Raw genomic sequence first — 12,302 nt, 5'->3', positions numbered from 1 at the left:
TCGATTTTCGGGGTCATGCGGCAGGGAGGAAAAGCATGTACACGAACACGCTCAGCTTCGGGCATGACGAGGAGATCGAGGCGCTGCGCGACATGGTGCGGCGCTTCGCCCAGGATCGCATTGCGCCGATCGCCGCCGACATCGATCGCTCGAACGAATTCCCGGCGCATCTGTGGGGTGAACTCGGTGCGCTCGGCCTGCTTGGGATCACCGCCGATCCCGATTTCGGCGGCAGCGGCATGGGCTATCTTGCGCATGTGATCGCCGTCGAGGAAATCTCGCGCGCTTCGGCCTCGGTCGGCCTCTCCTACGGTGCCCATTCCAATCTCTGCGTCAACCAGATCAACCGCTGGGCGACGACGGCGCAGAAGGAAAAATTCCTGCCGCCACTGTGCTCGGGCGAGCGGGTCGGCGCGCTGGCGATGTCGGAACCCGGCGCCGGCTCGGACGTCGTCTCGCTCAAGCTGCGTGCCGAAAAGCGCAATGACCGCTACGTGCTCAACGGCACCAAGATGTGGATCACCAACGGGCCTGACGCCGAGACCCTGGTCGTCTACGCCAAGACCGACCCGGACCTGAAATCGCGCGGCATCACCGCCTTCATCGTCGAGAAGGCTTTTGCCGGGTTTTCCGTGGCGCAAAAGCTCGACAAGCTCGGCATGCGCGGCTCCAACACCGGCGAACTGGTGTTCAGGGATGTCGAGGTGCCCTTCGACAATGTGCTGCACGAGGAAGGGCGCGGCGTCGAAGTGCTGATGTCGGGCCTCGACTATGAACGTACCGTGCTTGGCGGCGGCCCGATCGGCCTGATGGCGGCGTGCCTCGACGTGGCAGTCCCCTATGTGCACGAGCGCAAGCAGTTCGGCCAGGCGATCGGCGAGTTCCAGCTGGTGCAAGGCAAGCTGGCCGACATGTACACGGTGATGAACGCCGCGCGCGCCTATGTCTATGCCGTTGCCGCCGCCTGCGATCGCGGCCAGACGACGCGCAAGGACGCCGCCGGCTGCGTGCTGTTTGCCGCCGAGAAGGCGACGCTGATGGCGCTCGACGCCATCCAGCTGCTTGGCGGCAATGGCTACATCAACGACTATCCGACCGGCCGCCTGCTGCGCGACGCCAAGCTCTACGAGATCGGCGCCGGCACCAGCGAAATCCGCCGCTGGCTGATCGGCCGCGAGATCATGGCGGAAGGGGTATAGCATGGCTACGCTGCAAACCCAGATATCCCCCTCCTCCGAAGCATTCCATGCCAATGCCGAGCGCATGCGGGCGCTGGTCGCCGACATTGCGGAGAAGGCGGCCACCGTCGAGCGCGGCGGCTCGGAGGAAGCGCGTGAGCGGCATGTTTCGCGCGGCAAGCTCCTGCCGCGCGAGCGCCTCGCGCAATTGCTGGATGTCGGTTCACCCTTCCTCGAGATCGGCCAGTTCGCTGCTTGGTCGATGTATGGCGAGGAGATTTCGTCGGCCGGCATGATCGCCGGCGTCGGCCGCGTCGAGGGCACCGAGGTGATGGTCGTCGTCAACGACGCCACGGTGAAGGGCGGCACCTATTACCCGCTGACGGTGAAGAAGCATCTGCGGGCGCAGGAGATCGCGCTGCAGAACAATTTGCCTTGCATCTACCTCGTCGATAGCGGCGGTGCCAACCTGCCCAATCAGGACGACGTGTTTCCCGACCGGGAGCATTTCGGCCGCATCTTCTACAACCAGGCCAACATGTCGGCAGCCGGCATTCCGCAGATCGCCTGCGTCATGGGTTCCTGCACGGCGGGCGGCGCCTATGTGCCGGCGATGTCCGACGAGACGATCATGGTGGGCAACCAGGCGACCATCTTCCTCGGCGGTCCGCCGCTGGTGAAAGCGGCGACCGGCGAGGATGTCAGCGCCGAGGATCTCGGCGGCGCCGATGTGCACACCAGGCTCTCCGGTGTTGCCGACCACTATGCGCTGGACGACGACCATGCGCTCGCCATCTGCCGCCGCATCGTCAAAAACCTGAATCGGAACAAGACTGTAAGCCTGAACTTACAGCGATCGATTCCGCCGCTTCATCCGGCGGATGAACTCTACGGCATCGTGCCGACCGACCTGCGCCAGCCCTATGACGCACGCGAGGTGATTGCGCGCATCGTCGACGGTTCCGAATTCGACGAGTTCAAGCAGAATTACGGCACCACGCTGATCACCGGCTTTGCCCATCTGCATGGCATGCCGGTCGGCATCATCGCCAACAACGGCGTGCTGTTTTCCGAAAGTGCTGTGAAGGGCGCGCACTTCATCGAACTGTGCTGCCAGCGCAAGATCCCATTGGTCTTCCTGCAGAACATCACCGGCTTCATGGTCGGCAGAAAATATGAGGCGGGCGGCATCGCCAAGGACGGCGCCAAGCTGGTGATGGCGGTCGCCACCGCCCGCGTGCCAAAGGTGACGATCATCATCGGCGGTTCGTTCGGCGCCGGCAATTACGGCATGTGCGGCCGCGCCTATTCGCCGCGCTTCCTGTGGATGTGGCCGAACGCCCGCATCTCGGTGATGGGCGGCGAGCAAGCAGCAACGGTGCTTGCCATGGTCAAGCGCGAAGGCATCGAGCGCAAGGGCGGGGAATGGAGCGCCGAGGAAGAGGCGAAATTCAAGAAGCCGATCCTGATGAAATACGAGCATGAGGGCCATCCGCTCTATTCGTCCGCACGCCTCTGGGACGACGGCATCATCGACCCTGCGAAGACCCGCGACGTGCTGGCGCTCAGCCTGTCCGCCGCGCTCAACGCCGAAATCGAGGACACGCGCTTCGGCGTGTTTCGGATGTGAGAATGGACGGTCAACTTCGACGGACAAACGGCGGAACTATACCGGCAGGCCGTTGCTGCCGTGCGAAAAGGCTGAACTGTATGGACCAACCGATTCATCAGCATAGGCGGCTTCGAATCTCAAACAGTGAACTGGCGGCGAGGCAAAATATTCGATACTGCTTATCCAGCATGGGGCAATGGGGACGGGCTGGAAATGAAACTGAAATATTGCCAGGGAACGGCTGCTTCGATACTTTCTGTATTTCTAATATTAACAGCGACCGGCATCGGCTCGGCGGAATCGCTCGCGGGACGCAAGGGAGACGTGCGTTTTCCGCCGACCTTAGGTTCGGGCGAATGCAACGTTGCCTACAAGGGCTACGTCGCGGCGAGCGGCCATTCGGCCTACGCCACAACCTTTTATTCGCGTGTCGTCGACCTCTACATTGTCTGCGGGACGAAGCTCAACGCGCCGTCCCAGAAGGCGGCGGAAGAGACGGCGCTGCGCAATTGCCAGGCCGGCTTGACACGGTGGAAGCTCAAGACCGCGAGTGGCGGCTGCGCAATTTCGTCATCGAAATAGATACTACCGACCGCAAGGTAGAGCACTCCCTTGGTAAGGGAGAGGTCTACGCCGAGGGCTGGAATGGCTCGCTGGACAGTACCCCCCTCTGTCCTGCCGGACGTCTCCCCCGCATTGGGGGAGATCGACTGTCGCTATCGCTTTCGCCAAATTCCAACATTGAAAGTTCGCAGCGAGGGCAAAGCTGCCAATCTCCCTCCTTGCGGGGGCCGGCAGGACAGAGAGGGGTGTTCAAGCGCCCTGCTTCCCATGGACTCCGAGCCTTACATGCGGAGGCTCCATGTTTGCCAAGATCCTGATTGCCAATCGCGGCGAGATCGCCTGTCGTGTCATCCGCACGGCTCGGAAACTGGGTGTGCGCACTGTCGCCGTCTATTCGGATGCCGACGCGAGATCCCTGCATGTCGAGATGGCCGACGAGGCGGTGCATATCGGCCCCTCGCGCGTCGGCGAAAGCTATCTGCGCGGTGATAAGATCATCGCCGCGGCCTTGACTACCGGCGCACAAGCCATTCATCCCGGCTACGGCTTCCTGTCGGAAAATCCCGATTTCGTCGACCAGGTGACGGCGGCGGGGCTCATTTTCATCGGCCCGTCGGCGGCCTCGATCCGTGCCATGGGGCTGAAGGACGCGGCCAAGCGTCTGATGGAAAAAGCCGGCGTTCCGGTCGTTCCGGGCTACCATGGCGAGGCGCAGGAGATCGTGCTACTTGCCTCCAAGGCACGCGAGATCGGCTATCCCGTGCTGATCAAGGCACGCGCTGGCGGCGGCGGCAAGGGTATGCGCCGGGTCGAGCATCCCGATGAGTTTTCCGAAGCGTTGTCCAGCGCGCGGCGCGAGGCGAAAGCTGCGTTCGGCGACGACCGTGTGCTGGTCGAAAAATATGTCGACAAGCCGCGCCATATCGAAGTGCAGGTGTTCGGCGACAATTTCGGCAACGCCGTGCACCTCTACGAGCGCGACTGCTCGGCGCAGCGCCGCCACCAGAAGGTGATCGAGGAATCGCCCGCGCCCGGCATGACCGAGGCTTTGCGCAAGGCGATGACGGATGCGGCGGTGAAGGCCGCCAAGGCGATCAATTATTCAGGCGCCGGCACCATCGAGTTCATCGTCGATGCCTCGCAAGGCCTGAAAGCCGACCGCTTCTGGTTCATGGAGATGAACACCCGTCTGCAGGTCGAGCACCCCGTCACCGAAATGGTGACCGGCACCGATCTGGTCGAGTGGCAGTTGCGGGTCGCCAGCGGCGAAAAGCTGCCGAAGACGCAAAGCGAGATCGCGCTTACCGGCCATGCCTTCGAGGCGCGCATCTATGCCGAGGACGCGGCAAAAGGTTTTCTGCCGGCAACGGGCACGCTGCATCATCTGAGATTTCCAGACGCGGCCCCGCAAGGCGCCACGATGCGCATCGAGACCGGCGTGCGGGCGGGTGACGCCATCTCGCCGTACTACGATCCGATGATCGCCAAGCTGGTCGTCCACGCCACGGACCGCCAGGCGGCTCTGGAAGCGCTTGGCGCGGCGCTATCCCGGACCGAGATCGCCGGCTCGACCGTCAACACCGCCTTTCTTGCCGCTCTCGCCGCCGATCCGGATTTCGCTGCAGGCGACGTCGACACCAGCCTGATTGGCAGACACCAGGCGGCTTTGACGATCGTCCCGCCGCCGAGCGGAGAAACCATAGCCGCGGCCGCAGTCGCAGCCTCGGGGGCCGGAGCATCGCCGTTGTCAGACGATCCGTGGTCGTCGCTTGCCGGTTATGCCCATTTCCACAGCGTGGCGCGACGCACATGGCTGAAGTTCGGTGAAGACGATATCGCGGCGAAGGTTTCGGTGCGGCCGGATGGGCGCTTCCAGGTCGCGCTGGAGAAGCCCTATGACGACACCAATTCGCATGATTTTCGCTCAACATCACGCCTCGCCCACTGGCCAGGCCACATCACCGTGTTCGAAGGCGCCGTTGGCTACACCTTCGCCGTGCCGGACCCGTTGGCACGGGCCGATGAGGCGGCGGCAAGCACCGGCAGCCTGCGCGCGCCGATGCCGGGACTGGTCAAACTGGTGCGCGTGGGAAAGGGCGATACGGTGATCAAGGGCCAGCCGCTGCTGATCCTCGAGGCGATGAAGATGGAGCACACCATCGCCGCGCCGCATGACGGCGTGATCGCCGAGATCGCCACCGAGGGCGCGCAGGTGACCGACGGGACGGTGCTGGTGCGGTTCGTCGAGGAGCACAACGCCGCGACCACAGCAGTGAGCTGACGGTTTGGAAGGCCACGACAGGGCAAACAAGAAAATGGCCGGGACGAACCCGGCCATTTCTCTATGCTATCCACTCGCCAGGGCGGCGATTACTGCGCGATCGGCGCGTATTTGCCGTCATGCCACTGGTTGATGTCGTAGCTGGCATTCTTGAGGTCGCCCTTCTCGTCGAAGGTGACATCACCGACAACGGTGCTGATCGGCGTGCCGTTCTTCAACGCTTCGGCAACCTTGGCCGGGTCGTCGCTGCCGGCACGCTTGATGCCTTCGGCGAAAGCCTGGATGGTGGCGTAAGAGAACAGCGTGAAGCCCTCGGGCACGAAGCCGCCGGCCTTGATCTTCTCGACGGCTGCCTTGGCTTCCGGCTTTGCCTGTGGATCCGACGGGAAGACGAACATGGTGCCCTCGCCGGCCGGGCCAGCGACCTGCCAGAATTCCGGCGAGGCGATGGAGTCCGGCATGATCAGCTGGAACTTCAGGTTCTGTTCCGCCGATTGACGCAGGATCAGGCCAGCTTCAGGATGGTAGCCGCCGAAATAGACGACGTCGGCTTTCAAGTCCTTGAGCTTGGTGACGAGAGCCGAATAGTCCTTCTCGCCAGCGTTGATGCCGTCATAGTAGACCTCCTTGAGGCCGCCGGCATTCATCGTTGCCCTGACGGCGTCAGCCACGCCCTGTCCGTAGGCGCTCTTGTCGTGCAGGACGACGACATTCTTGCCGGCAAACTTCTTGGCGATCCATGGGCCGATGAAGGCGCCCTGCGCATCGTCACGCGTGTATAGGCGCATGATCGTCGGCCAGCCGGCCTTGGCTGCCGCATCGGTCAGCACCGGGTTTGACGAGGCCGGGCTCATCATCAAGGCGCCGGCTTCGGCATAGACGGCCGAGGCCGGAATGCTCGAACCCGAGCAGGCATGGCCGTCGATGAACTTGACGCCATCGGCGACGACGCGGTTGGCAACCGACACGGCCTGCTTGGGATCGCACTGGTCGTCTTCGATATCAAGCTTGATCATCGACCCGTTGATGCCGCCAGCGGCGTTGATCGCGTCGGCAGCGGCCTGTGCGCCCTGCTTGAACTGATCGCCGATGGTGGCGAGCTGTCCGGTCATCGGGCCGATCACCGCAAAGGTGATGTCGTCGGCGAATGCGACCGGCGTGCTCATCATCAGGCCGAATATGGCCGCGTTTAGAATACTCAATTTTTTCATTGTTGTAGAACTCCTCCACTCACGCGCGGCCGCCCCGGCCCCGCTTCTTCCAGAGAGGCCGGACAATTTCATCCTTCATTCGGCCTGTCTAGGCGCATTGGCGCCGCTCGATTGGGCCTGCAAGACGTCATCAACGCAAAAAGCCACGCCAGCCTTGTTCCGGCTGGTCGTGGCTTTTTTGTCCGTCGAGCAATCTCCGGGCGCTCTCGCGCCTAAGAATCCCGCTCGCCTTCCCCGTGTCGCGCACAGCTGAGCCTTGCTGCCTGCCGCGTTCTTTCTCTTGCCTTCGTGACCGTCTTGCGCGGCCTTCGATTTCGCCGGGTCTGGCCGTCTGTGCGGCCTTGATCCCGGAGCTTCCCTGTCTTCGATGGACCTCTCTGCGATTGGCAGATTTCAGTGCATGGTCATCCATTCGCGGGCTTCGCGAAGCGCCGTGGCGATCTCGACCTTCGACATGGCGGCCGACAGTTCCGAGCGCAGCTCGGCGGCGCGGGCCGAGCCCTTGATTGCGGCGATGTTGAACCATTTGTGGGCGGCAACGACATCGGTCTCGCAATCGCGGCCGGTCGCATACATCATGCCCAATTCGAAAAGGATGTCGGCCTGGGCAGTTGCTCCCATGGCGCCGAAACCTGCTTCAAGCATTTCAAAACGTGCCATTTCAATCCCCTGTTTTCCGGCCCTGTCAGGCTCCCGAGAGCTGCCTTCTTTCGTCTTGCCGGCTGCTCTTCCGATGCTTTCGAGAATGCCGTGCAGGCTTGAATCCGTCGTTAAATGGCGTGCTTAATCTGAGGAAAACAAAGCTAAAACAAGAGGTAAACGCCGAAATTCGTTAAGGATACAAACCCAGCAATTCAGCCTGCTTGCGTCAAATTTGACGAAAGTTTTCTCACGCGGGGGCAAGACTTCGCTAACCACGGCAGACAAAGGCGATGCGCCGATCGTTTCATTTCGTCGTCGAGGAGGCGCTTTCAGGTGGCTTCAAAATCCGAAAGTCTTCCGCTACGGCACCGCTTTTGTTTTGCCGGGAGCTGGATTAGCTTACGTTTGCGTAAGCGGCAGACCGGCGAGGCGGAGCATCCGGCCGGACATCCACAGGGAGGAAGACATGTTTCGAAAACTGAGCCTGGCCCTTGCGGCCACATTGATCGTGCCGGGTGCGGCATGGGCCGATCCGATCGAAGGCAATTGGAAGACGCAGGCCGGCGAAACCGCGGCCATCGCCGGCGGCGGCTCGTTTTCCATCACCCTCAAGTCCGGGAAATATGCCGGCAAGACCATCGGCTCGCTCAAGGCGACGGGCGACAACAAATATGCCGGCAACATCACCGATCCGGCAAACGACAAGACCTATTCGGGCAAGGCGACATTGTCGGGCAGCTCTCTCAAGATGAGCGGCTGCGTGCTGGGCGGACTGATCTGCAAGAGCCAGACCTGGCACAAGCTCTGATCGACCGCACCCTTACGACATGATGACGGGGCCTCGACGGGCCCCGTTTTCGTTTTGTCGACACATCCTGCGCCGGTGATGCTCGATACCCGCCGGCGGCTATCCAAACCGACGCCGGCGCCGTCGAAACCCCGTCAATCATCTTGAACCGCAGATGAACGCCGGCATCAGAGCCGGTTCAGTTGCATCAGGGCATTCTCCGGCGTGTTGAAGGAGACCGACCCAATGCTTTCTCGCCGCTTCACCATCGTCTGCCTGCTGGTGAGCCTGTTTGGGATGTTCTTCGCCATCCTCGTCGCCGAAGCGGGCCGTCCGGCCCGCGCCTGGGACGAAGCCAGTTCCGGAACCTGCCGCCTCGCCTGCCCCACCCATCTTCGCAACTGAACAAAGAAACCAAGACCTCGAAAAGAAAAGCTGAAACACCATGAACCGCATCGCCGCCAACGCTCTCAAGACCCTTCGGCTTCTGCCGCGGGCGGCGCTTATCCTGGCGGTTCTGGCCGCTCCGGTTCTGGCCGTGCCGATGATGCGCTCCGATGCCGGCTCGACGATCGACGCACCTGCCCTGAAGAAGTCCGGCGTCGGCTTTGTGCTCCTGGTCAGCCTGCAGCGCGGTTGAAGAAAAACGGCGCTTTGGCCGCCTTCGGTCGCGACACCCCTCCCAAGTGCCGATCCAAGTCTCTATATTGAGCCATGGAAAAGCGAATCTACCCACAAGCCATCGAATCTGTCGTCATGCCGGAGCCTTTTGGCCGGCAAAGCTTTGATAGCGCCGAAAAGGCCGTCAAGGCACTGCAGGCGCTTTACGACCGCAACACCAAGTTCCTGCGTGATTCCTTCGCAGAGCTGGCGGCAGCAGGCGGCGACAATGGCAAGCGCTACCGGGCCTTCTATCCGGAGATCGGCGTCACCACCAACTCATTCACCCAGATCGACTCGCGCCAGGCCTATGGCCATATGCCGACGCCTGGGCATTTTTCCACCACCATCACCCAGCCGGGCCTGTTCGAAAGCTACCTCGTCGAGCAGTTGCGCCTGATCATGCGCAATCATGGGGTTGCGGTCACGGTGTCGGAATCGACCACACCCATCCCGCTGCATTTCGCCTTCCTTGAAGGCACCCATGTCGACGGCGCGACGGCAGAGCGCATCAAGCGGCCGATCCGCGACCTGTTCGACGTGCCGGATCTCGATGGCACCGACGACCAGATCGCCAACGGCACCTTCGAAGTCGCCTTTGGCGAGCCGAGGCCTCTGGCGCCGTTCACGGCGCAGCGCATCGATTATTCGCTGCACCGGCTGTCGCACTATACGGCGACCACGCCGCAGCATTTCCAGAACTTCGTGCTGTTCACCAACTATCAGTTCTACATCGACGAATTCGTCGCCCGCGCCCGCGACCTGATGGCCAATGGCGGCGGCGGATACACGGAGTTCGTCGAGCCGGGCAATGTCATCACCAAGGGCGGGCAAAGCGCGCCCAGTGAAGGCGTCGCAGTTCCCCGCCTGCCACAGATGCCGGCCTATCACCTGAAGAAATCGGGACATGGCGGCATCACCATGGTGAATATCGGCGTCGGGCCTTCCAACGCCAAGACCATCACCGACCATATTGCGGTGCTGAGGCCGCATGCCTGGGTGATGCTCGGCCACTGTGCCGGCCTGCGCAACACCCAAGCGCTGGGCGACTATGTGCTGGCGCATGCCTATGTGCGCGAGGACCATGTGCTGGACGACGATCTTCCGGTCTGGGTGCCGATCCCGCCGCTGGCCGAGATCCAGGTGGCGTTGCAGGAAGCCGTCGCCGAAGTCACCGGCCTTACCGGCTACGACCTGAAGCGCATCATGCGCACGGGCACCGTCGCCACCATCGACAATCGCAACTGGGAACTGCGCGACCAGCGTGGCCCGGTCCAGCGTCTGTCGCAATCTCGCGCCATCGCACTCGACATGGAATCGGCGACCATCGCCGCCAATGGCTTCCGCTTCCGCGTTCCCTACGGCACGCTGCTGTGCGTTTCGGACAAACCGCTGCATGGCGAGTTGAAGCTGCCCGGCATGGCGACCGAATTCTACAAGCGCCAGGTGGCGCAGCACCTGACCATCGGCATCAGGGCGATGGAGAAGCTCGCGGAAATGCCGATGGAGCGGTTGCATTCGCGCAAGCTCAGAAGTTTTTCGGAAACGGCGTTCCAGTAGGCCGATACCACGCATCGCGTAGGCATTTCTCATCTTGATTGGGCCGCATTTCTGCCGATAAGCAGGCGGCATGGAGAGAGCGAGCGTCGGGACATTGCTGATTTCGGTTGCATTCCTGGCAATGCTGGCCTGTTCGATCGCGCTGGTGGCCGGGTTTTTCGGAACGCTGCATCCCGCCTTCGATTCCTTCTCGCATTTCCGCGTCCACCTTGCCGTGCTGATGGCGCTTTGCGCACTGCCGCTGCTGGCCACGACATTTCGCCTGCAGGCGGCCGTGGCACTGCTTTTTGCCGTGGCGGCCTTCGCCACCACTTCCGGGTCGCTGTCCTTCTCCCGCCTGTGGCCGGTTCAGGCCGCCTATGAAGCCAAGAACGAAGACCGCGCGATCTACAAGCTGCTGCAGATGAACCTGCGCTACGACAATCCGACGCCGAAGAAGGTGCTGTCGCTGATCGGCCGGACCAATCCCGACGTGATCACCCTGGACGAGGTATCGGCGATGTGGGCGACCGAGCTTGGCTATATCAGCAGCGCCTATCCATACCGGATCCTCTGTCCTTATCCCAACGGCATATTCGGCGTCGCGCTGCTCTCGCGGCGGCCCTTTGCCGCCGACACCGAGGCGCGTTGCGAAAGGCGCGGCGCCATGGCGACAGCGACCGTCGACTTCGGCGGCATCGACGTCGATGTCGCCGCGATCCATCTCAGTTGGCCGTGGCCACGCGAGCAGTACTGGCAGATCGGCGAGTTGACGGAGCCGCTTTCCGCGCTCGGCGAGACGGCCATCATGGCGGGCGACTGCAATGCCGCGCCGTGGAGTGCCGCCGTGCGGCGGGTCGCGGCGCTTGGCGGGCTGACCGTGATGCCGTCCGCCGGCCCGACCTGGATCCACATCAAGCTGCCGGACTTGCTGCGGCGCTTCGCCGGCCTGCCGATCGACCAGGCTTTCAGCAAGGGCGGCGTGACCATCCATTCCGCGACACGGCTGGAGGACACGGGCTCGGATCACCTCCCGGTCATGGTGGAGTTCTCACTCAGGCTGAACCAGCAAAAGCCGCTCGACGAACATGAAACCGCGACCGCGGCCATAAGCCAGACCGGCAAGACGCCAGGCTGAAGGATCAGGGCCTGACCAAAGCGATGACGAGATGCTGGACATGGCCGCCATCGCGATGCTCGCGCGCATCGAAAGCGAGCTGCTTGGCCTCATATGCGGCATTGGTGGCCTTGATACGTCGCTGTGCCTCGCGACGTGTCTTGTAGCAGAACCGGTCGTCGGCAATCCTGAGGCCGGAGATCGATCTTTCCGTGGCCCGCATCATCTCCCTGGCGATGCGGCCATGGGTTTCCTCATGGGCGCGGACGCCGGCGAAGAACCGCGTCCAGCGCTTCCGGAGCGTCGGAGTGGTGGCCGAGGCGACACGCGGAAACGTATAGAAGAGATTGAGCGTGCCGTTGGCACGCCGCGAGCGGCAAACGCCATTGTCCTGGCTGGTGTCAAGGTCCCAATCCACCGCGTAGCCGGTCAGCGCGATGGCATGCGTCATGAAGCCGTGCTTCGGCCCCTTGCGGTCCATAGCCTGCATCAGCGCCAGCCCCGTGTTCCCGGTGATGTCGTAGGTCCGCGTCTTAACCACCACCCTGGTGCCGGCCGAGGCCGCCGAAGCCAAACCGAACAGCGCACCGATCGCCACAAGGCATGCCAGAACCGCCAGGCGCATTGGCCATCTCCTTATCGTCAAGGAATGGAACCATAAGCGTGCGGCAGTTTCAACAGTCCTAATGTTTCACATGCCACGGGAGACCC

General features: G+C 62.6%; 12 protein-coding genes. 9 read left to right on the top strand and 3 right to left on the bottom strand.

The features are described 5' to 3' along the window. Window positions 1–35: 35 nt before the first annotated feature. From NKH95_RS04505 to NKH95_RS04490, 4 genes are all read left to right on the top strand, one after another. Entirely contained in the window at window positions 36–1,199 is a 1,164-nt protein-coding gene (locus NKH95_RS04505; RefSeq protein ID WP_352891131.1) for an isovaleryl-CoA dehydrogenase, read from the top strand. A 1-nt stretch (window position 1,200) separates the two neighbouring features. Continuing rightward, window positions 1,201–2,808 carry a carboxyl transferase domain-containing protein gene (locus NKH95_RS04500; RefSeq protein ID WP_352891130.1) on the top strand — a complete coding sequence of 536 codons (1,608 nt, stop codon included), beginning with the start codon at window positions 1,201–1,203 and terminating at the stop codon, window positions 2,806–2,808. Window positions 2,809–3,003: 195 nt separating this feature from the next. Further along, complete coding sequence (locus NKH95_RS04495) at window positions 3,004–3,372, top strand: hypothetical protein (protein WP_352891142.1); 369 nt, start codon at window positions 3,004–3,006, stop codon at window positions 3,370–3,372. 280 nt (window positions 3,373–3,652) lie between these two features. Continuing rightward, a complete protein-coding gene (locus NKH95_RS04490; protein WP_352891129.1) occupies window positions 3,653–5,635 on the top strand; it encodes an acetyl/propionyl/methylcrotonyl-CoA carboxylase subunit alpha in 1,983 nt (660 codons plus the stop codon). 89 nt (window positions 5,636–5,724) lie between these two features. On the opposite strand, the gene NKH95_RS04485 is transcribed toward NKH95_RS04490, so the two are convergent. Further along, the gene (locus tag NKH95_RS04485) at window positions 5,725–6,846 is read right to left on the bottom strand and encodes an ABC transporter substrate-binding protein (RefSeq protein ID WP_023812840.1); all 1,122 of its coding nucleotides are present in this window, start codon (window positions 6,844–6,846) and stop codon (window positions 5,725–5,727) included. A gap of 393 nt (window positions 6,847–7,239) precedes the next feature. Further along, entirely contained in the window at window positions 7,240–7,506 is a 267-nt protein-coding gene (locus tag NKH95_RS04480) for an SEL1-like repeat protein (RefSeq protein WP_013532614.1), read from the bottom strand. 448 nt (window positions 7,507–7,954) lie between these two features. Here NKH95_RS04480 and NKH95_RS04475 point away from each other — a divergent pair, with 448 nt between their 5' ends. The 5 genes from NKH95_RS04475 (at window position 7,955) to NKH95_RS04455 (ending at window position 11,612) form a co-directional block, all read left to right on the top strand. Continuing rightward, window positions 7,955–8,296 carry a DUF2147 domain-containing protein gene (locus NKH95_RS04475; protein WP_352441282.1) on the top strand — a complete coding sequence of 114 codons (342 nt, stop codon included), beginning with the start codon at window positions 7,955–7,957 and terminating at the stop codon, window positions 8,294–8,296. A 225-nt stretch (window positions 8,297–8,521) separates the two neighbouring features. Beyond that, entirely contained in the window at window positions 8,522–8,680 is a 159-nt protein-coding gene (locus NKH95_RS04470) for a hypothetical protein (protein WP_352441283.1), read from the top strand. A 40-nt stretch (window positions 8,681–8,720) separates the two neighbouring features. Beyond that, window positions 8,721–8,915 carry a hypothetical protein gene (locus NKH95_RS04465; protein ID WP_127292634.1) on the top strand — a complete coding sequence of 65 codons (195 nt, stop codon included), beginning with the start codon at window positions 8,721–8,723 and terminating at the stop codon, window positions 8,913–8,915. 116 nt (window positions 8,916–9,031) lie between these two features. Continuing rightward, window positions 9,032–10,495 (top strand): AMP nucleosidase, encoded by a 1,464-nt coding sequence (locus tag NKH95_RS04460; protein WP_245273264.1) that lies wholly within the window; start codon window positions 9,032–9,034, stop codon window positions 10,493–10,495. A 70-nt stretch (window positions 10,496–10,565) separates the two neighbouring features. Next, the gene (locus tag NKH95_RS04455; protein WP_352891128.1) at window positions 10,566–11,612 is read left to right on the top strand and encodes an endonuclease/exonuclease/phosphatase family protein; all 1,047 of its coding nucleotides are present in this window, start codon (window positions 10,566–10,568) and stop codon (window positions 11,610–11,612) included. Between the two features lie 4 nt (window positions 11,613–11,616). Here the strand turns inward: NKH95_RS04455 and NKH95_RS04450 are convergent, their stop codons facing one another. Beyond that, entirely contained in the window at window positions 11,617–12,216 is a 600-nt protein-coding gene (locus NKH95_RS04450; protein ID WP_352891127.1) for a DUF922 domain-containing protein, read from the bottom strand. Window positions 12,217–12,302: the final 86 nt, after the last annotated feature.

The organism is Mesorhizobium sp. M0848 (genome assembly GCF_040319805.1).
In the GTDB taxonomy this organism is placed as follows: Bacteria; Pseudomonadota; Alphaproteobacteria; order Rhizobiales; family Rhizobiaceae; genus Mesorhizobium.
The sequence above is the reverse complement of the archived record's forward strand: the minus strand, read 5'-3'. Positions and strand labels throughout refer to the sequence as shown.

Excerpts from the sequence above, each read along its gene's own strand:
- NKH95_RS04505 (WP_352891131.1), top strand. The coding sequence starts at position 36 with ATGTACACGAACACGCTCAGCTTCGGGCATGACGAGGAGATCGAGGCG.
- NKH95_RS04500 (WP_352891130.1), top strand. The coding sequence starts at position 1,201 with ATGGCTACGCTGCAAACCCAGATATCCCCCTCCTCCGAAGCATTCCAT.
- NKH95_RS04495 (WP_352891142.1), top strand. The coding sequence starts at position 3,004 with ATGAAACTGAAATATTGCCAGGGAACGGCTGCTTCGATACTTTCTGTA.
- NKH95_RS04490 (WP_352891129.1), top strand. The coding sequence starts at position 3,653 with ATGTTTGCCAAGATCCTGATTGCCAATCGCGGCGAGATCGCCTGTCGT.
- NKH95_RS04485 (WP_023812840.1), bottom strand. The coding sequence starts at position 6,846 with ATGAAAAAATTGAGTATTCTAAACGCGGCCATATTCGGCCTGATGATG.
- NKH95_RS04480 (WP_013532614.1), bottom strand. The coding sequence starts at position 7,506 with ATGGCACGTTTTGAAATGCTTGAAGCAGGTTTCGGCGCCATGGGAGCA.
- NKH95_RS04475 (WP_352441282.1), top strand. The coding sequence starts at position 7,955 with ATGTTTCGAAAACTGAGCCTGGCCCTTGCGGCCACATTGATCGTGCCG.
- NKH95_RS04470 (WP_352441283.1), top strand. The coding sequence starts at position 8,522 with ATGCTTTCTCGCCGCTTCACCATCGTCTGCCTGCTGGTGAGCCTGTTT.
- NKH95_RS04465 (WP_127292634.1), top strand. The coding sequence starts at position 8,721 with ATGAACCGCATCGCCGCCAACGCTCTCAAGACCCTTCGGCTTCTGCCG.
- NKH95_RS04460 (WP_245273264.1), top strand. The coding sequence starts at position 9,032 with ATGCCGGAGCCTTTTGGCCGGCAAAGCTTTGATAGCGCCGAAAAGGCC.
- NKH95_RS04455 (WP_352891128.1), top strand. The coding sequence starts at position 10,566 with ATGGAGAGAGCGAGCGTCGGGACATTGCTGATTTCGGTTGCATTCCTG.
- NKH95_RS04450 (WP_352891127.1), bottom strand. The coding sequence starts at position 12,216 with ATGCGCCTGGCGGTTCTGGCATGCCTTGTGGCGATCGGTGCGCTGTTC.